The sequence below is a fragment of the Streptomyces sp. NPDC027185 genome (genome assembly GCF_055567035.1).
In genome coordinates, this window is the sequence record NZ_JBVHRF010000002.1 from 765,861 (window position 1) to 784,770 (window position 18,910).

Annotated in this window: 18 protein-coding genes; 6 read left to right on the forward strand and 12 right to left on the reverse strand. The window is 70.5% G+C overall.

The genetic code is table 11. The features are described from left to right. The first annotated feature begins 151 nt into the window (after positions 1-151). The gene (locus ACZ4M8_RS08540) at positions 152-1,027 is read left to right on the forward strand and encodes a hypothetical protein (protein ID WP_467604542.1); all 876 of its coding nucleotides are present in this window, start codon (positions 152-154) and stop codon (positions 1,025-1,027) included. A gap of 124 nt (positions 1,028-1,151) precedes the next feature. Here ACZ4M8_RS08540 and ACZ4M8_RS08545 read toward each other — a convergent pair whose 3' ends face one another. The 5 genes from ACZ4M8_RS08545 to mca all read right to left on the reverse strand — a co-directional run bounded on the left by ACZ4M8_RS08545 (position 1,152) and on the right by mca (position 6,818). Beyond that, positions 1,152-1,838 carry a response regulator transcription factor gene (locus ACZ4M8_RS08545; protein WP_467604545.1) on the reverse strand — a complete coding sequence of 229 codons (687 nt, stop codon included), beginning with the start codon at positions 1,836-1,838 and terminating at the stop codon, positions 1,152-1,154. 632 nt (positions 1,839-2,470) lie between these two features. Beyond that, entirely contained in the window at positions 2,471-3,199 is a 729-nt protein-coding gene (locus tag ACZ4M8_RS08550) for a ScbR family autoregulator-binding transcription factor (protein ID WP_467604548.1), read from the reverse strand. A gap of 204 nt (positions 3,200-3,403) precedes the next feature. After that, positions 3,404-5,041: an MDR family MFS transporter gene (locus tag ACZ4M8_RS08555; RefSeq protein ID WP_467604550.1), complete on the reverse strand. Its 1,638-nt coding sequence runs from the start codon at positions 5,039-5,041 to the stop codon at positions 3,404-3,406. A gap of 642 nt (positions 5,042-5,683) precedes the next feature. Further along, the gene (locus ACZ4M8_RS08560) at positions 5,684-5,941 is read right to left on the reverse strand and encodes an RAMP4 family protein (protein ID WP_467604553.1); all 258 of its coding nucleotides are present in this window, start codon (positions 5,939-5,941) and stop codon (positions 5,684-5,686) included. A 4-nt stretch (positions 5,942-5,945) separates the two neighbouring features. Next, on the reverse strand, positions 5,946-6,818 hold the full coding sequence (mca, locus tag ACZ4M8_RS08565; RefSeq protein WP_467604556.1) for a mycothiol conjugate amidase Mca: 873 nt from the start codon (positions 6,816-6,818) through the stop codon (positions 5,946-5,948). 128 nt (positions 6,819-6,946) lie between these two features. Between mca and ACZ4M8_RS08570 the strand changes: the two genes are divergently transcribed. Both ACZ4M8_RS08570 and greA read left to right on the forward strand, forming a co-directional pair. Continuing rightward, a complete protein-coding gene (locus ACZ4M8_RS08570) occupies positions 6,947-7,357 on the forward strand; it encodes a DUF4307 domain-containing protein (RefSeq protein WP_467604559.1) in 411 nt (136 codons plus the stop codon). Between the two features lie 260 nt (positions 7,358-7,617). Then, a complete protein-coding gene (gene greA / locus ACZ4M8_RS08575; protein WP_345089889.1) occupies positions 7,618-8,115 on the forward strand; it encodes a transcription elongation factor GreA in 498 nt (165 codons plus the stop codon). Between the two features lie 156 nt (positions 8,116-8,271). On the opposite strand, the gene ilvA is transcribed toward greA, so the two are convergent. Then, positions 8,272-9,531, reverse strand: coding sequence for a threonine ammonia-lyase (gene ilvA, locus ACZ4M8_RS08580; RefSeq protein ID WP_467604562.1), 1,260 nt, complete (start codon positions 9,529-9,531; stop codon positions 8,272-8,274). 403 nt (positions 9,532-9,934) lie between these two features. On the opposite strand from ilvA, the gene ACZ4M8_RS08585 reads away from it, so the two are divergent. Further along, positions 9,935-10,435 carry a MarR family winged helix-turn-helix transcriptional regulator gene (locus ACZ4M8_RS08585; RefSeq protein WP_467604565.1) on the forward strand — a complete coding sequence of 167 codons (501 nt, stop codon included), beginning with the start codon at positions 9,935-9,937 and terminating at the stop codon, positions 10,433-10,435. A gap of 84 nt (positions 10,436-10,519) precedes the next feature. On the opposite strand, the gene ACZ4M8_RS08590 is transcribed toward ACZ4M8_RS08585, so the two are convergent. Then, positions 10,520-11,680, reverse strand: coding sequence for a cystathionine gamma-synthase (locus ACZ4M8_RS08590; RefSeq protein WP_467604567.1), 1,161 nt, complete (start codon positions 11,678-11,680; stop codon positions 10,520-10,522). A 137-nt stretch (positions 11,681-11,817) separates the two neighbouring features. Between ACZ4M8_RS08590 and ACZ4M8_RS08595 the strand changes: the two genes are divergently transcribed. Next, positions 11,818-12,960, forward strand: coding sequence for a hypothetical protein (locus ACZ4M8_RS08595; protein ID WP_467604570.1), 1,143 nt, complete (start codon positions 11,818-11,820; stop codon positions 12,958-12,960). A gap of 332 nt (positions 12,961-13,292) precedes the next feature. Next, complete coding sequence (msrA, locus tag ACZ4M8_RS08600) at positions 13,293-13,961, forward strand: peptide-methionine (S)-S-oxide reductase MsrA (protein ID WP_467604573.1); 669 nt, start codon at positions 13,293-13,295, stop codon at positions 13,959-13,961. 674 nt (positions 13,962-14,635) lie between these two features. Here msrA and ACZ4M8_RS08605 read toward each other — a convergent pair. From ACZ4M8_RS08605 to ACZ4M8_RS08625, 5 genes are all read right to left on the reverse strand, one after another. Next, entirely contained in the window at positions 14,636-15,403 is a 768-nt protein-coding gene (locus ACZ4M8_RS08605) for a hypothetical protein (RefSeq protein WP_467604575.1), read from the reverse strand. 256 nt (positions 15,404-15,659) lie between these two features. After that, positions 15,660-16,385 carry an XRE family transcriptional regulator gene (locus tag ACZ4M8_RS08610; protein WP_467604577.1) on the reverse strand — a complete coding sequence of 242 codons (726 nt, stop codon included), beginning with the start codon at positions 16,383-16,385 and terminating at the stop codon, positions 15,660-15,662. Positions 16,386-16,425: 40 nt separating this feature from the next. Then, positions 16,426-16,923, reverse strand: a complete 498-nt coding sequence (locus tag ACZ4M8_RS08615; protein ID WP_467604580.1) for a hypothetical protein — start codon at positions 16,921-16,923, stop codon at positions 16,426-16,428. After that, positions 16,920-18,125, reverse strand: a complete 1,206-nt coding sequence (locus tag ACZ4M8_RS08620) for a DUF2786 domain-containing protein (RefSeq protein WP_467605313.1) — start codon at positions 18,123-18,125, stop codon at positions 16,920-16,922. The genes ACZ4M8_RS08615 and ACZ4M8_RS08620 overlap by 4 nt, the downstream gene beginning before the upstream one ends. A gap of 328 nt (positions 18,126-18,453) precedes the next feature. Continuing rightward, a complete protein-coding gene (locus tag ACZ4M8_RS08625) occupies positions 18,454-18,861 on the reverse strand; it encodes a MerR family transcriptional regulator (RefSeq protein ID WP_467605316.1) in 408 nt (135 codons plus the stop codon). Between the last annotated feature and the right edge of the window lie 49 nt (positions 18,862-18,910).

Sequence of the window (18,910 nt, forward strand, 5' to 3'; positions counted from 1 at the left end):
GCGGGCCTTCACACACCTCAAGACGTCAGCTTGCAGAAACTTGGAATGCGCGAGGAGATCGCACGGTGACCGTAAAGATTCCGCGGACTTCTTGCCTTCGGCTCGGCGGCTCGCATTAGCTGAAGAAGAAGTCGACGAGGGGAATCGGTGGATGACCACGGAAACAACCTGTACGGCCGCGACGACCGGCGTGTGCGCGGGGGCGGCGTGCGGGGAGACGCACTCCGCCGAACGTGCCGCGCGCCGGGTGGCGAACGGATACCGGCTGTGCCCGCACTGCCGGACCGGACTGCGCTCCGCCCTGCGGAACTTCCCGGCGCTGTACGAGGAGTGCGGCCTACTGCTGACCGGTTCCCGTACCCCGCAGGAGAAGACCACCGGCGGCCCGCTCCCCGGAATGCGGCTCAACGGCCGGGCGGTCGAGGCACGGGCCGCGGTACTGAGGGGGCTGGCGAGCTGGGCGGGCCTGGTCGCCGGGGAGCGGAAGCTGGCCGCCCCGCGGCGGACCGTGCCGGCACTGGCGATATTCCTGGAGCACCACCTGGACTGGCTCTGCCGCCACCCGGCCGCCGCCGACCTCTCGTACGAGCTGGGCAGGCTGGAGCGGGCCGCGCGCCGGGTCGCCTCCCCCGCCCAGCCGCGCCGGGTGCCGGTCGGCAGCTGCGTCGAACCGGGCTGTCCCGGCACGCTCGGCACGACGGTGGACACCGGCCGCCCCGAGGAACGCGGTATCCGCTGCGACGCGGATCCCGAGCACCGCTGGGAGGAGCACCAATGGCTCCACCTGCGCGAACGCATGAAACGGCCCGGCCACCCCGGGCAGTCGGCGCACGGAGGGAGCCGCCCACCGCGCTGGCTCAGCCCGCAGGCCGTCTCACGGCTCTGGGACATCCCGTCGGGCAGTGTCTACCGACTGGCCAGTCAGCACACGTGGGAACGGCACCGGAAGGACGGCCGGACATACTACGCCGAGGCGGACGTCCGGCGCACTCTCCGCCACCGGAAGGACCCCCGTACGGAACGCTGAGCGACGGCCACCGGAGCTGAACTTCCCCGACGAAGGAATCGGAAAGCGACGGCACCGGCAGGGGAAAGGGCAGCGGTGAAAGTCACATCACCGCTGCCCCACCAGCGTCAATCCGGGATCGCCGTCAGTTCTGCTGCACGCCGCCGAACCGGAATCCGACTCCGCGCACGGTGATGATCCATTCACTGGAACCGAGCTTGTTGCGCAGGGTTCCGACGTGCGTATCGATAGTGCGTGCGATATTGGACCCCATGGCCCCGCCGGGAAGTGACGCTCCCCAGACCTCGGTCATCAACTGCTCCCGGGAGAACACGGTCGTCGGCTGCGCGGCCAGGAACTGAAGAAGATCGAACTCCTTGCGCGTCACCTTGACCTGGGTGTCGTGCAGATGAACCTCGCGACGGTCCCGGTCGATGTGGAGCGGACCGTGGGAGAGCCGCCGGCTGCACATGGCCCCCGGCCGGATACGCCGCATGATCGCCTCGATCCGGGCGACGAGTTCACGGAATCCGAACGGCTTGACGAGGCAGTCGTCGCAGCCCGCCTGAAGGCACAGCACCCGGTCGAGTTCGGTGCCGTGGGTGGTGAAGGCTATGATGGGTATGTCACTCGTCGCGCGTATGGCACGGCAGACCTCCAGGCCATCGACGTCGGGAAGCTCAAGATCGAGAACCAGGAGATCGAATTCCTGGTAGGAATCCAGAGCGTTGGCACCCGTATCGGCTGTCTCCGCCTCATATCCGTGGCGTCGCATGTGCTGACGGAGTGATTTCGCGGATTCACCATCAGGTTCCGCCACTAATACCCGCATCTAACCCCCGGTTTCTTGGTGCTCTGTTCGCGCGTCAACAGTAAGAAGAGCGTCGGAGCGCATGGAGATAGCGGATAGAACCCCGCGGGAGAACAGCAGGGGAGAAGGACCGACACAATTCCGACATCGCCCCGTCCCCACTCACGCCAGATCCCCGCGTGTCACATTTCACCCGCTTAACCATCAGGCCGTGCGGCCCGCGCCACATGAGCTCGCGTGCCCCTCAACCCGCTGATCAACATAACAAGCAGACTTGTCTATTTGTCAAGGAAGATCGTGGGTACATACAAGAGGCCGGACCGGCACTTTCTGATGCGTCGTTAGCGTTGCGCAAGCGCCACTACAGTGGTGTGATGCCATCTCAATGGCGCGGTGCCGCCGAATTGCGGCACCGGGATTCACCTCATACGGCGAGTCCGGTGCTGCTCGCGGCGGACCGGGTCGGCCGCGAGGTCACCTCTCCCCCAGGACCGCGCCGCGCAAGCGACGGAGCCGCCGGTTAACAAGCGACTCTGTATGTCTCCGCGGATGCCTCTGCGGCAGGCCGCCCCGGCGACACGGGTGACTCCCGAGACGGGCGGCGACAGGCGTGACGGGGGACGGGTACGCGGAACCTGACCGCTGACGCCTCGTCAGCCCATGAGTGTCGTGGACCGCGCCCGGCCGGGGCGGGCCTCCTGCAGTTCGTCGGCAGCAGGGTCGGCCGCCTCTTCGCCCCGCCCCCCGGCGGGCGCCCCCGCGAGCCGTTCCCGCAACCGGCGTTCGGCCTGGTCCAGGACGAGTTGCAGGGACATCAGCAGCCCGGGGACCGCCACGGCGGGCAGCAGGTACCTCCAGAGCGTGGCCGTGCGACGGGTCAGACCGGACTCCTGGCCCACCTGGAACAGGCTCACGGGCGCGGTCAACCCCACCAGCACATCTGCGACCTCACCGGGGTCGGCGCTGGGCACGATCTCGCCCGCTTCCGCCGCCTCGCGCAGCAGCCCCAGGATGACCTCACGCACATCGCTCCCCTCGGGCAGCGCCGCGCTCTGGTACTCCAGTTCCGTCCGCAGACGTACGGAGGCGCGCGTCACCACGTCCGTCTGCAGCCGGTACGCGTACTCCAGGCTGAAGTCGATCAGACTCTGCAGCGCCGGCCGACGCCGCAACGGCAGCAGGACGTCGCTCCCCTCCGTCAGCACCGTGAGGGCGAGGTCCTGCTTGGAGGCGAAGTGGAAGTACAGCGCGCCTCTGGTCACATGGCACCGGGACAGGATTTCGGTGGTGCTCGTCCCTTCGTATCCCCGCTCGCAGAAGACCTGTGCCGCCGTCTCGACGATCAGGCGACTGGTCTTCAGCCCTCTGACTTGCTGTGCCACGCAACCCTCACTCTCCGCTGCTCAACGCCCGTCCCGGACGCCCCGCGTACCGGCGGGGCACCCGGCCCACGGGAGGGGCGGAGCCATTGCCGGTGCGCAGGGCGATTCCCGGCACAGAGCATCGTCACCCAACTCACACGGTCAACACCACCGATGTAAACGGGCCACCGCCGGCCGCAGCCGGCAACAGGCGTACGCGGTCGATCAGTCGGGAGCGGACGCGTCCGACCGCGCGGCGCCCGCCGCGTCGCGGGGCCCCACGCCCCCGCCGCCTGCCTGGTCGCCCGAAGTGGCGTCCAGCCCCTCGGCGCCCGGACCGCCGGCGGGCTCGGGCGCCGGATCGTTCGGTCCGCGCAGCGGGACCTCCCGCACCAGAAGCGCGGCCACCACCGCGACGAGGGAGAGCACACCGGCGAGGAGGAACACCCGCCCCGTCCCGTCGACGACCCCGTGTTCGTACGCCGTACGGGCCGCTTCGGGAAGTTTCTGCAGAACAGCCGGGTCCGGCCGAGCAGCGGAGTCACCGCCGGGCACTCGCGCCACACCGCTCGCGAACATCGTGCCGCTGACGGCGACGCCGACGGAACTGCCGAGGGTCCGGGCGAGGGTCGCCGTGGAAGAGGCCACACCGATGTTGCGGACGTCGGCGCTCTGCAGCGAGACGAGGATCGTCGTCTGCGTCAACAGCCCGACGCCCGCGCCGAGTACGGCCATGAAGGCCGCGGAGAGCGCGGGGGCGGTCCCGATGGTCATGCGGCTGAGCAGCAGGGTGGCGGCGGCGAGCAACACGCCACCCGAGACGATGAACGCCTTGTACCTGCCCGTGTTGGTGATCACCCGTCCCATGAACGCGCTCACGATCACCATCGAGCCGAACATGGGCAGCAGCAACAGCCCGGAGTTGGTGGCCGAGGCCCCCTGGACGACCTGCTGGAAGATTGGCAGGAACGTGATGCCGCTGGTCATCACGCACCCCAGGAGGAAACCGATCACGGTGACCAGGGAGAAGTTCCGGCTGGTGAACAACCCCAGGGGCAGCATTGGTTCGGCCACCCGCCGCTCCACGTACAGGAGGGCCACCACACCGAACACCGCCACGCCGATCAGCGTGAGCACCGTCGGCGAACCCCAGCTGTAGTCCCGTCCGCCCCACGTGGTCACCAGGACAGCGGCCATGATCGTGACGGTCAGCAGCAGCACACCGCCGTAGTCGATCCGGGCACGGGAGCGCTGCCGGGGCAGGCGCAGGACGGACATCATCAGCATCCCGGCGATGCCCAGCGGGACGTTCACGTAGAAGCACCAGCGCCAGCCGAGACGGTCGGTGATGATGCCGCCGAAGAGCGGCCCACTGATCATGGCCAGACCCATCACGGCGGAGATCACGCCCTGATACCGGCCCTGTTGACGCAGCGGGACGACAGTCCCGATGACCGCCATGGCGCCGACCATCAGACCGCCGCCGCCCAGTCCCTGGAGTACCCGGAAGGCGACCAGCTCCATCACGCTCTGCGACAGCCCGGACAGTACCGAACCGAGCAGGAAGACAGCGACGGAGGCCATGAAGGCGCCCTTGCGCCCCCACATGTCGCTGACCTTTCCCCACACCGGTGTCGAGATGGCGATGGCGAGCATGTAGGCCGTGACCACCCAGGAAAGGCGGTCGACGTCGCCCAGTTCACCGACGATCCGGGGCATGGCCGTACCGAGGATCGTGCCGTCCAGGGAGCCCAGCAGCATGGCGATCACGGCCGCGCTCAAGACCAGGTATAACCGGCCGCCCCGCAGTTGCGGAGGCGACTCCTCCGACGCGAGCCCTTCCTCCGACCGCACGTGGTCCACAGCCTTCGCCTCCTTGCCACAGGACGGGAGCGCCCACCGACTTACTTGCCAACAGGTAGGTTTGATCGTTTGAACGATAGGACCCCACCCATGGAGCGTCAAGAACAAACTTGCCAACAGGTAAGTCGGCCGTGGGGGATCGGGTGCGCGGACACGGCTCTTCCCGCCGGGCCCGTGGTCCCGTTATGCAGCCGGCAAGGCCGGAGCGAGGACCCGTCGCCGCAGAACCGCGCGCGAACAGGACCGATCGAGGCGAGGACAGTGGTTTTTGCCCCTGCGGAAACACCGCCGAGGTCACCCGTCGGCCGGGAGAAGACCGCGCCGGCCCGCGGTTCGGTCGGAGTCCGCCCCTGCGGCCCTGAACCTCGGCCGCGAAGACAGCGAGCTTGCCGCCGGCGTCCGGGGGCGCGGGCACGGATGATTCCGGAGGAGGTCGCCGACGGCGGCCCCAGGCCGTGAGGCATGGTGCTCACCGCGCCCATACCGGGACGGAGCTGACCGGCGGTGCTCCCCCGCGGGCACGGGCCACCCGCCGGACCGGCCCGCCACTGTGCGGTCCCGGGGCCTTCGTACGCGGAACGAGGGGCCCCGGACCGGGACGAGCGCCGCGGAGCCGGGCCGGGCGCCCGGCCCGGCCCGGGTTCAGTCGGTCTTCGGTCCCTTCCCGGCGGCGGTACCGGAGGAAGCGGTGGCCGCGGCGCCCGCGGGCGCCTCCCCCTTCTCCTCGAAATCGACGTTCCGCATGTGGCGGTTCATCGACTTCATCAGCAGCCACACGGCGCCGCCGATGACCGCGAAGACGATGAAGCCGAGGATGCCGGGGGTCACCTTGTCCTTGTCGAACGAGTCGGCAAGGGTGACGAAGTGCGTCAGGGCTAGGGTGCTGGTCGCGCTCATCATGGGGTCAATTGTTGCGGATGCCCGCGAAGAGGTCGTCCTCGGGGAGGGAAGTGTCCACGAGCGACTTCGCCAGCTCGTACTCCTCCGTCGGCCAGACCTCCTGCTGGATGTCCATCGGGACGCGGAACCAGCCGCCGTCGGGGTCGATCTGCGTGGCGTGGGCGATCAGCGCCTTGTCGCGGACCTCGAAGAAGTCGGCGCAGGGAACGTACGTGGTCAGCGTGCGTTCGCGCTGCTCGAACTGCTTCCAGCGCTCCAGCCACTCGCCGTAGGGCGACTCCAGGCCGCGGGCCAGCAGCGCCTCGTGCAGCGCGATGGTGCGCGGCTTGTTGAAGCCCTGGTTGTAGTAGAGCTTCTGCGGCTGCCAGGGCTCACCCGCGTCGGGGTACCGCTCCGGGTCGCCGGCCGCCTCGAAGGCCACCATCGTGATCTTGTGGGTCATGATGTGGTCGGGGTGCGGGTACCCGCCGTTCTCGTCGTACGTCGTGATGACCTGCGGCTTGAACGAACGGATCAGCTTCACCAGGGGCTCGGCCGCCGCGTCGACGTCCTGGAGGGCGAAGCAGCCGTCGGGCAGCGGCGGCAGCGGGTCACCCTCGGGCAGACCGGAGTCGACGAAGCCGAGCCACTCCTGCTTGACGCCGAGGATCTCCCGGGCCTCGTCCATCTCCTTCTTGCGGACCTCGTGGATGTGCTCCTCGATGTACGGGTCGCCCTGGAGCTTGGGGTTGAGGATGGAGCCGCGCTCACCGCCTGTGCAGGTGGCGACCAGCACGTCCACCCCCTCGGACACGTACTTGGCCATGGTGGCCGCACCCTTGCTCGACTCGTCGTCGGGGTGGGCGTGGACCGCCATCAAACGCAGCTGCTCAGTCAAGACTCGATCCTCAGTGAAAGGCTGGAGAAGATGCCTCCTATAGTGACCGAAGCGAGGGGGCCGTGTATTCCCCGGACGGGAACCCGCGGGGCCGGACATCCCCGGCCCCGGTAGCAGGAGGACAGCGCATGACGGCGGTACGCGACGGGCTTCCCGAAGGCCGCTACGGACGGTCCTCCGCCGGCAAGGGGGACCGCGGGCTCAAGATCACCGGCGGGGTCCTCGGGGTGGCGCTGCTCGGCGTCGTCGCCTGGTGCGGGATCTCGTACATCGGCGGGGAGAAGCTCAGCGGCCGCGTGATCACCTGGGAGACGGTGTCGGACAGCGCCGTCAAGGTCCATCTCGAAGTCGTCAAGGACGAGGACGCCAAGGGCGTCTGCACCCTGCGGTCGGTCTCCGCGGACAAGGCCGAGGTGGGCCGCAAGGACGTCACCGTCGACCGGCGCGGGAAGCAGATCGACACGGTGGTGACGGTACGGACCACCGGCCGGGCGACCACCGCGGAGCTGGTCGGCTGCTCGTCCCCGGACGGCCGCTGACGCGGACCGCGGGGCGGCCGCGGCCCGTACGGGGCCGGGCGGGGGTCCGCGAGCGGGTCGGCATGCCCGGGGTATCACCCGCCCGGCGCGCGGCCACCCCTGCTGACCAGGGGTTTCGGCGCAGATGAGAGTTGCCTGAGGATTTCCCCTTCCCCGTTTTGTGCCGGAATTGTTAGGGTCGTGGTTTCGCCCACCCGTGAAGGCGCAATCCTTCCCTGGTAGGGCGTTTGATTTATCCCCAGTACCGACGAGGAGCACCTGTGACCCAGACCAGCGAAAGCGTCACCTGGCTGACCCAGGAGGCGTATGACCAGCTCAAGGCCGAGCTGGAGTACCTGTCTGGTCCCGCACGCGCCGAGATCACCGAGAAGATCGCGGCGGCCCGCGAGGAAGGTGACCTGAAGGAGAACGCCGGGTACCACGCGGCCAAGGAGGAGCAGGGCAAGCAGGAGCTTCGCGTGCGCCAGCTCACCCAGCTGCTGCAGACCGCGAAGGTCGGCGAGGCCCCCGCCGCCACCGGAGTCGTCGCGCCCGGCATGGTCGTCACCATCGCGTTCGACGGAGACCCGGACGACACTCTGGAGTTCCTGCTCGCCTCGCGCGAGTACGCCAGCTCGGACATCGAGACCTACTCCCCGCAGTCCCCGCTGGGCGAGGGCGTGAACGGCAAGAAGGTCGGCGCCGACGCGGAGTACGAGCTTCCGAACGGCAAGAAGGCCAGCGTGAAGATCCTCGACGCAAAGCCGTACTCGGGCTGAGACCGGACGTCTCCACGAGGCGTCCCCCGACATACGAGAAGCGGTCCGGAGCCGGCGGCTCCGGACCGCTTTCGCATGCCGGGGCCAGGACAGGGCGCGGGCCCGGCGCCCGGCCCGCCTACCGCCCGCGCCGGATCCGCGGCCGTTTTTGCCCTCTCACTCCGCCTCCGACACCGTGTACCCCGCCTCGCGCAGTGCCGTGGTGAGTTCGGCGCAGTGTTCGGGGCCCGAGGTCTCCAGTTGCAGTTCCACCTCGACCTCGGTCAGGCCCAGGCGGGGGCCGGTGCGGACGTGGCCGACGTCGAGGACGTTGGCGTCGGCCTCGGAGAGAACGCCGAGCAGGGTGGCGAGCGCCCCGGGGCGGTCGGTCAGGCGCAGCCGCAGGGAGAGGTAGCGGCCGGCGGCGGCCATGCCGTGGCGCAGGATGCGCTGCATCAGCAGCGGGTCGACGTTGCCGCCGGACAGCACCGCGACGACCGGCCCCTCGAACGCCCCGGGCTCCGCCAGCAGTGCGGCCACCGGGCTGGCCCCGGCGGGCTCCACCACCAGCTTCGCCCGCTCCAGGCAGAGCAGCAGCGCCCCGGCCAGCGCGTCCTCGGAGACCGTACGGACCTCGTCGACCAGCTTCTCGACGAGGCGGAACGGGACGTCACCGGGGCGCCCGACCTTGATGCCGTCGGCCATCGTGGAGAGCCCCCCGACCGCCACCGGCCGGCCGGCCGCCAGCGACGGCGGGTAGCAGGCGGCGCCCGCCGCCTGCACGCCGATGACCTTGACGTCCGGCCGAAGCGCCCTGACCGCGACGGCGACCCCGGCCGCCAGACCGCCGCCGCCGACGCCGACCACGACGGTGCGCACCTCGGGGCACTGCTCCAGGATCTCCAGCCCCACGGTGCCCTGGCCCGCGATGATGTCCCGGTGGTCGAAGGGGTGGATGAAGACCGCGCCGGTGCGGTGCGCGTACTCCTGGGCGGCGGCCAGCGTCTCGTCCACCACCTGGCCGTGCAGCCGGACCTCGGCGCCGTAGTCGCGGGTCGCGGCGACCTTCGGCAGCGGGGCGCCGACCGGCATGAACACCGTCGACCGCACCCCGAGCAGTGAGGCGGCGAGCGCGACGCCCTGGGCGTGGTTCCCGGCGCTCGCCGCGACAACCCCGGCCGCCCGCTCCGCCGCCGTCAGCCCGGCGATCCGGACGTACGCGCCGCGGATCTTGAAGGAGCCGGTGCGCTGGAGGTTCTCGCACTTGAGGTGGACGGGGGCGCCGACCAGCCCGGAGAGGTACCGGCTGCCCTCCAGGGCGGTGGTACGGGCCACTCCGGAGAGCAGTTTGTGGGCCTCGCGGATGTCCTCGACGGTGAGCCCGCCCGCCTCGTCTGCGGGGGACGCGGGGTGCGGAGGGGGCGTGTGGTCGTGCATGCCGTCAGTCTGGCAGTCCGGCGACCGCCGGGCCTTTTCCGGCCAAGGTACGGACAGGACAGGGCGACGAAGCGAGCGCACCGGCCGCGCGGCGGATCCGCCGGAGCCGACGTCTTCGCACGTCAGGGCAGGTGCGGGGCGGGCACCCTGAGGTGCGGGCGGACGGAACGGCGGCGGGGCGGGCCGCGCGTTCGGCGGGTGCCGTGGAGGTGTCAGGGCGCTCCCGGCCACGGTGTCAGGCCCGGCATCAGGGCGTACGTCGGGGGCGTGCGCGGCGTCCCGTGCGCCCCTGGCGGGTGGGGGTGGTCCGGGCCGGTCCCGGCTTTCCGCGGACAGGGGCCGGTCACTTCCGCGTAACCTTGTCCACCGGTCCCTCAGCCCCCCATGAAGCGAGCTCCCGACCATGCCCACCTCTTCGGACATGTCGACCCCCGCCGGTCCCGCCGTTCTGGACGCGTTGCAGCACCAAGTGGCGGTGTTCGCCCGCCGTGCCGAGCAGAGCCGCCTCGGCGGGGTCGGCCAGGCGCGCAACTCCATGGACCGCGCCGCGTATCTGCTGCTCAACCGCTTGGACCAGGAAGGTCCGATGGGCGTCAAGGCGCTCGCCGCCGGGATGGGGATCGACTCCTCGACCGTGACCCGGCAGGTCGCGCCGCTCGTCGAGGCGGGGCTGGTCAGCCGGGCCACGCACCCCGAGGACGGCCGGGCGGTCGTCCTTCAGCTGTCCGAGCGGGGCCGTGCCCGCCTCGATGAGGTGCGCGCCTCGCGCCGCGCGCTGATGGCGCTGGTCACCGAGGAGTGGACGGAGGAGGAACGGGCCGTCTTCTCCACCCTGTTGACCCGTTTCAACGTCTCCCTCGCCGCCGTCACCGCGACGATGCCGCCGACGGGCGCGGTCTCCTGACCCTCTGAGGGGCCCGCCCCCGGGGCGCGCCGGAGGACGGCGCGCCCCGGAGCCCGTACGGCCCCGAGGGGCCGCGTCACGGGCTCAGCCCAGTGCCTGGGTGAGGTCGGCGAGCAGGTCGTCGACCGATTCGATGCCGACGGAGAGCCGGACGAGGTCGGCGGGGACCTCCAGCGCCGAGCCGGCCGTCGAGGCGTGCGTCATCCGGCCCGGGTGCTCGATCAGCGACTCGACGCCGCCCAGCGACTCCCCGAGGGTGAAGAGCTTCGTGCGGTCGCACACGTCGACGGCCGCCTGCTCGCCGCCGGCGACGCGGAACGACACCATGCCGCCGAAGGACCGCATCTGCTTGGCGGCGACCTCGTGCCCCGGGTGCTGCGGCAGCCCCGGGTAGTAGACCTGCGTCACCTTGGGGTGCGCGGTCAGCAGCTCCGCCACCCGGGCGGCGTTGGCACTGTGCCGGTCCATCCGGACGGCGAGGGTCTTGATACCGCGCATGACCAGCCACGCGTCGAACGGTCCTGCCACCGCGCCCATCGCGTTCTGGTGGTAGGCAAGCTCCTCGCCGAGCGCGTCGTCGTTCACCACGAGGGCGCCGCCGACCACGTCGGAGTGGCCGCCCATGTACTTCGTCGTGGAGTAGACGACGACGTCCGCGCCGAGCGCCAGCGGCTGCTGGAGGTAGGGGCTGGCGAAGGTGTTGTCGACGACGAGCCGGGCGCCGGCCTCCCGGGCGATCGTGGCGAGCGCCGCGATGTCGGTGATGCCGAGCAGCGGGTTGCTGGGCGTCTCCACCCAGATCGCCTTCGTACGGGGGCGCAGCGCGGCGCGTACCGCCGCCGGGTCGGAGGTGTCGGCGACGGACCATTCCACGCCCCAGCGCTCCACGACCTTGGCGAACAGCCGGAAGGTGCCGCCGTAGGCGTCGTCGGGGATGACGACGTGGTCGCCGGGGGTCAGCAGCGTCCGCAGCAGGCAGTCCTCGGCGGCGAGACCGGAGGCGAAGGCCAGTCCGCGGCGACCGCCGTCGAGGGCGGCGAGGTTCTCCTCCAGAGCGGTACGGGTCGGGTTGGCGCTGCGGCTGTACTCGTAGCCGCCGCGGAGTCCGCCGACACCGTCCTGCTTGTAGGTGGACACCTGGTAGATGGGCGTCACCACCGCGCCGGTCGCCGCGTCGGGCTCCTGACCTGCGTGGATGGCGAGGGTTTCGAAGTGCTGGTGGCGCGGTTCGCGCTGTTCGCTCATGGATACCGAGGGTAGTCGCCACCGGGCGGATGGATCCGCGGAACTTTCTGGTTCGCTGGGGAGTGGAGAAAGAAGGACGCACGGACCCCGCGCGTGCTGCCGCTCCGCCCGCCCAGCCTCCGACCGGGACACACCACATGGACGCTCTGCTCGTACTCCTCGCCGCCGCCGCGTTCGGCGGTGTCGTCCTCCTGCCGTGGCTGCGGCGCCGCCGGGCCGCGCAGCAGTTCAGACAGCAGGGCCCGCCACAGGTCACCGATCCGGTCGCGGGCTACGGCTTCGTCCCCCTCGACTCCCTCGACGTCCGCCTGCCGGGCCCGGACGAGGAGCTGGAGCACGTCCTCGCCGAACTGCGGCGCACCCACGACTGGCGGCCGGCGGCGGCGCTGCTGCGGGCCACCCCCGAGGACGGCGAGCGGCGCTGGCAGCGGGTGCAGACGCTGGCGGGCGCCGCCGCCTTCGAGCCGGCCCGGGAGCAGGACGGTCCGGGCGGTGCGCCGGGCGCGCCGCTGGGCGGCGGGGTGTGGCTGCGACGCTGGCGGCTGGAGGACCCGAAGGACGCCGGCGGCGCGCAGACGCACGCCCAGTTCCTCGTCCTCCAGGCGCTGCGGGACCCGGGCTCGGAGGACTTCCGGATGATTCTGGAGGAGGCCAGGACGGTCTGCGGCGAGGCGGCCCTGCTGGCCCCGGGCAGCCCGATTCCGTACGTCATCGAGCTGGCCGTCGCCCGGGGGCTGCACGAGCGCCCCGCAGACTACGCCGAGCTGTGGGAGAAGGTCGCCCGCCGCGCGCCGCACCACATGGGCGCGCACCTCGCGGCGCTCCCGTACTGGTCGCAGAAGTGGCACGGCTCGCGCGAGGAGGCGGAGGCGTTCGCCGAGCGCGCCGCCGCCGGGGCGCCGGCGGACAGCCTCCTCCCCGCGCTGCCCCTCTTCGCCGTCTACGAGCACCTCCCCGAGGCCAACATGGTGCGCGGCCTGTATCGGAGCGCCGTGATCGAGCGGGCGATCGAGGGCGCCCACTACGCGCTGCGTGAGGCCCCGGCCGATCACCCGATGGCACCGCACGTCCGCCATCTGCTGATCTGGTTCCTCGTCCGCGCCGAACGCTACGGTGAGGCCCTGGACCAGCTCCGCGAGGTCGACGGCCACGTGGGCGCCGTCCCGTGGTCGTACGGCCACAACCCCGCCGCCGAGTACGCCGCCTACCGCGCCCTGGCCGTGGCGGGCTGGGAACGCAGCGGGGGCACGGGCGCGGGGTCCATAGCGCCGGAGGGGTGAGGGGCGCGGGAGCCGCGGTGCACCCGGTCCGGGCCTCGCACCGAACCGCCGGGCTCAGCTGGGGCCGGGCCCCGCAGGCGTAAGGGGTACGCGGCCCGGTGTGCCTTGGGGAAAGGGGCTTGCGGCTTGCGGGCGAGGCTTCGGCAAGGCTCGCGGACGGCACGGCGTGAGCCGGGCTCGCCGTGGACGGCCGCCGCCCGGAGCCGGTCGTGCCCCATGACCGGCCGTCGCCGGAATGCCCCCGCCTCTCCCGGCGTTGCAGCTGACGCCACCGTCCTCGTGGCGGGCGGTCGCCTGCCACCACCGCCGTCGTCCCCCGGAGCCTGATCACGATGCTCTTCTCCCGCTTCAAGAACCACCTCCCGACCCCCGAGGAAGCCCTCAAGGGCCGCCCCGAGCGGGAGTTCACCGTCCCCGAGCGGCACACCGTCCTCGGCACCTCCCTGCTCGGCCCGTACCCGGAGGGCACCGAGATCGCCGACTTCGGCCTCGGCTGCTTCTGGGGCGCCGAGCGGAAGTTCTGGCAGACCGAGGGCGTCCACACCACCCTCGTCGGCTACCAGGGCGGCCACACCCCGAACCCGACGTACGAAGAGGTGTGCAGCGGCCACACCGGTCACACCGAGGCCGTCCGCGTCGTCTACGACCCCGCCGTCGTCCCGTACACCGCCCTGCTGAAGCTCTTCTGGGAGTCCCACGACCCGACCCAGGGCTTCCGCCAGGGCAACGACGTCGGCACCCAGTACCGCTCCGCCGTCTACACCCACTCCGCCGCCCAGCAGCAGGCCGCCGAAGCCTCCCGCGACGCCTACGCCGAGGTCCTGCGCACCCGCGGCTACGGCGCCATCACCACCGAGATCCTGCCCGCCGCGGAGCGCCCGTTCTACCCGGCCGAGGGCTACCACCAGCAGTACCTCGACAAGAACCCGGCGGGGTACTGCGGGATCGGGGGGACGGGGGTTTCGTGCCCGGTGGGGGTGGCCAATTTCGATGGCATCTGAGCGGCCTTCGCTGCCCGGTGACGTCGCGGCCACCATTGAGGCACTCCTCCCGCCAGGGACCCCTGCCCGGGAGGAGCTGCTTCGCCAACTGCCGCACGCCGTGGTGAGTCGGCAGTGCGGCTGCGGGTGCGCGACTGTCGATCTCCTCGTGGATCGGTCGGCCGTCTCCCAGGCCGCACTGCGCGAGGAAGACGCCCCGGTCGCCGCGTCCGCAACATTCCGCGTCCCTGGCACCGCGAAGGGAGCCGGAGTACTCCTCTTCGCCGCAGATGGCTATCTGTCCTGCCTGGAGGTGTACTCAGTCTCCGACGTTCCTGTCAGGACGTGGCCTGACCCGCGTTCGCTCACGCTCGATTCCGATTACATGCCCCACCGTGAGTGAGCTCGGGAGCCTCGCCCTGGACCAGGTGAGCCCGACTGCGAGGGCGGCCTTTCGCAAGCGATCCGACACCAGCAGTACCTGGACAAGAACCCGGCCGGTAGGGCGCGACTGCGAGATCGAAGACTTCCGGGCAGCGAGCACAGCTAAAGCTACTGGACAGGAAACCAGGCCACTGCCTTATCGAAGCTGGACACAAAAAGCTTCACCCAGAGCAAAAATATCGCACACAAGACGGAAGAAGCTCTACTGAGCTCCGCAGGTCACGACACGAATCAGCCCACCATAAGAGAATTCAACTGCCAATCATACCTCGGATTGCATCCGTCATCGTTTCGACCGAATCTTCAAACTGGCGCAAGTAAGCTCCGACACGCATGACGTGACACCGCACGCCCGCTTTCCTGCGACACCGAGAGGCCCCTTTCCCGCAGAACCGATGTACCGAACGCAAACGAACTCTCACATAGCCCAGTTCTGCACCCACTTTTTGGAGCGCTTCAATTCGCCGCACTCCCCTCTTTCCCATCACCCCCGCACAGGCCACCACCACGTCCGAGCAGTAACAGACCAGCGAGGAGCGACGGCATGTGAGGAGCACTTTACGGCCAGGGGCGCGAAATCCAGCGAACCCCAACCCAACTCGGAGGCCCAGAAAAATCGGCCCCACCACAAACAAGGCGGTGAGCGCAAAATACAGCATTCCAATTTCAAGAATCTGAAACAAGCGCGAAATGGAATCACTCGGATTCCCCGAATAATTCAGGGAACCCTTCGCAGCCTCGACCAGCTTCCCGAGGACATCCCCCAGCGACCCCGGCCTCTCATCGAGCGCGACAGCCAAAGGGATCGGCAACCAGAGCCCGACAAGCATTCCATACAAATGTGCCACCAGTGAGGCTTTTCTGTAAAATCGCTCGTGAACCCTCAAGGAAAGCCGTACACGAATAGGTACCGCACGCTCCAATGAAAGTCGAGCGACACTCGCTGAAAGTTTTTCGATTTCCTTATCAGCCGCCTCGCGACGCTTATCAATCCGCCTCTTCCACACCCCGTCCAGCATGAGGCTATCGTGTCACGTCTTCAGCAGGTAGAGGCCAGCGTTAGATTCAAAATACTTCGTGTGAGTTACGCGCCATACACACGTAGCACCCGTAACGAGACGAGCGGGAATCGCACCACTCCAACTGGTTATCGAAGTACCGGTACCGCGAAATGCGCTGCGTTGGTTTCCATACTTCTCTTCCCCCTCGTCCGCATATCGGGGGAAAGAGACAAGCCCGGGCGAAGTCGATCCATCTTGTCCGAACCCGCCGAGGTCAGACCGCCCGCCCCCGCCCCCACAGCTCCTCCGCGTGTTCGGCGAAGCGGTCGACCATGCCGCCGTCGGCCCGGCGGCGGAAGTGCAGCAGCGGGGAGTCGTGGCCGGCCAGCCGCGCAAGATGCGGGGTGACCAGCGCGTCCGCGTCGAAGCGGAAGACGGAGAGCGAGACGTGGTTCATGGCGTCCGCGGCGTCGGAGAACCGCGCCTCGACGCCCGGCGTCCCGGACAGCTTCGCCAGGTGCTCCAGCGAGATCCGGATGCGCGTGGAGACCGACAGGGCCACGTCCTCGATCCGCTCGCGCTCCCGCGTGACCTCCCCTTCCGGATCGCCGAGCAGGAACCGTACGCGGCACCCCTCGTCGGCCTTCCGGCGCAGGGTCTCCACGAACGCGGGCTGCTCCAGCCACAGGAAGTAGTTCGTGTAACCCGCCAGGAAGATGTGCTCCGAGGCGGCCGCGACCCGCTCTCCCCAGACCGACGACGGACAGGCGGAACGGTACGGATAGCTCCGTACGAGTTCGCCGTCGGTGCCGGTCCCGGCCTTGTTCCGTACGGCCTTGGGCCACAACATTTCTGCCTCAACTCCCCACGCGGCTGCGGTGTCTTCCCTGTTCCTCGCGTGCGGGATCAGCGCGTCGTCGGCCAGCCAGCGCTCGACCGTCTTGCCTGTCACTCCTACGCGCAACGCCAGTTGGCGTGCGGAGACACCGGCGTCAGCCATAGCAGTACGTAACGAACCGTTCAAGGTGCCGGGTCCCGGCTCACGGCCGGTCGTCCCGGGTCGTCCAGAAGGTCACCGTCGGCCCGTAGGAGCCGCTCTCCTCGTCGCTCACCTCGACGGTGATCTTCCGGTCGGCGTGACGCGCGGAGAGGACTCCTTGCCAGCACTCGGCCAGGGTCCGGGCGAGTTGGGGCAGTTCCGCACCGAGCTGATCGTCATCCGACAGGGGCGTGTTGGCGAACGTGTCCCACAGCTCGATGTGGTTGACGACCGCTTCGATACGTCTCAGGTCATCGCCCAGCTCCGTGAACCAGTCGTCGATGGTGCCGCGTTGGAAACGCTCCTTGAGGAACACGCAGCCCCGGTACTCCACCGTCTCGGGACAGAAGAGCCAAGCCGCAGCCAGAACGGTGCGCAGGCCGCCTTCGAAGTCCAGGTAATGGGACGGGGAGAGTTTCTCGTCCTTCCAGTCGGCTCGCCACTGCCGGAAGAACGCCGGCAGCTCACGCTCGGGTCCTGCCGGATCGCCGCCCCTCACCCCTCCCCCAACCGTGCCCGGTCCGCCGCCGCCCGCCCCTGGTGCCAGCCCTCCGCGTCGTTCACCCCGCGGAGGCGGACGGGCGCCGTGTCGGGGAAGAGCGCGCCGGTGGCCTCCTCGACGGCCAGGGCGCGGGCCGCGAGGACGGGGAGGAGGGCACCGGCGGTTTCGGTGTCCGCGGTCGTCGTCGCCTCGGTCGTGGCCGCCTCGGTGGCGGCGGTCAGGCGGGTGCGGACGCGGTCGGCGTAGGCGACGAGGAAGGTCTGGCGGAAGTCGCGGGTGCGGCGGGCGCGGCCGCGGGTGTGGTGGGTGTCGGCGGCGCGGTGCATGGCGGTGGTGGCCTGGAGGAGGAGTGAGGTGTAGAGGAGTTCCGTCGCCTCCAGGTCGGGTGCGTGGCCGATGAGGGTGGAGAAGGCGGTGTCGGACGACCAGACGGCCTGGCAGCGGTTGGCGGTGGCGACGGCGTCGAGGAGGAGGGCCTTGGCCTGTTCGTACGGGCCCTCGATGCCGACGCGGATCGCGCCGGGGCCGTGCGCGGGGCCGCCGCCGGCTCCGGCTCCGGCGAGCAGGGCCTCGTCGATGCTGTGACGGGCCATCAGTTCCTGGGCCTTGGCCGACAGCGCCTCGGCCTCCTCGGCGTAGTCGGTCGCCTCGGCTTTGGCGAGCAGGCCGCGGATCCGGCCGAGGGCGCGGGAGGCGCCCGGGGACGCGGCGGCGGGCGGCGGTGCGGCCGGGAGCGGGGTGATGCGCGGCAGCCGGGCGAGGGCGCGGAGCGCCGCGAGGACGGCGCAGGCGGTCTCGAAGCGGGTGGTGCGGCGGCGGGCGGCGAGCGCGTCGAGGTAGCCGCCGTCGGACGGCCACCAGATCTCGGCGCCGAGCCGCCGCAGCTGATCGTCCCAGCGGGCGCCGGCGGACGGCGGGCGGGGGCCGCGCCGGGCGTCGGCGGCGAGGGCGTCCACGACGGGCCCGACGTGCGCGGGGCCGTCGGCGTCGCGGCGGACGATCCGTTCCAGGTCGGCGGGTTCCCAGCCGCCGGCCCAGCAGCGGCGTACCGCGTCGGTGGCGGCCCGCAGGACGGCGGCGGAGACCGCCTCCCACCCTTCGGACGCGGCGGCGAGCCGGGAGGCACCGGCCTCGATCGCGTCCTCGGCCGGCGCCCCGTCGTCGGCGTAGCGGACGGCGCCGAGGACTTCCCCGAGCAGGGCGTCGGCGCCCCGGTCCCGGGCACCGGCGGACCGGCCGGAACGGTCCCGGCCGCTTCCCGCGCCGGCGCGCCCTGCGCCAGTCCGACCGTCACCCGCGCCGGAACACCCCGTACGGCCCCGCCCTTCGCCCCCGGAAGACCCCTCGGCACGGCCGCCCCGGCCACCGGCGTTCCGGTCCGGGCCGCTTCCCGCACCGGCGTGCCCCGTACGGTCCCGCCCCTCACCTCCGGAAGACCCCTCGGCACGGCCGCCCCGGCCACCGGCGTTCCGGTCCGGGGCTCCGCCCCCGCTCACCCGGCCGCTCTCCGTACGCTCGCTCACCCGTTCACTGTACGGAGGGCCGGCGGACCTCGGCGGTGTCCGGGCGGTCCGTGCGGAGCTGTTCGCGGTAGGCGCGTGCGGTGGCCATGACCGTGTCGAGGGCGTCGCGGGTGCGGACGAGGTCGGCGATGTGGGCGGTGAGGCGGTCGCGTTCCTGGGCCATCCGGATCAGGGCGGAGTCGGAGTTCTCGGCGCTGGGCGCGTCGGCGCAGGGCAGCAGGTCGGCGATGACGCGGCTGGACAGGCCCGCCGTGTACAGCCGCTGGATGAACAGGACGCGCTCGACGTGGGTCTCCTCGTAGTGGCGCTGGCCGCTGGGGCTGCGCGCGCTGTGAAGCAGGTCCTGTTCCTCGTAGTAGCGCAGGGACCGGACGCTGACGCCCGTCCGTGTCGCGAGTTCCCCGATCCGCACGGCACCCTCCACCCCGGCTGTGACCTGGGACACAGCGCTTGCCTCTGAC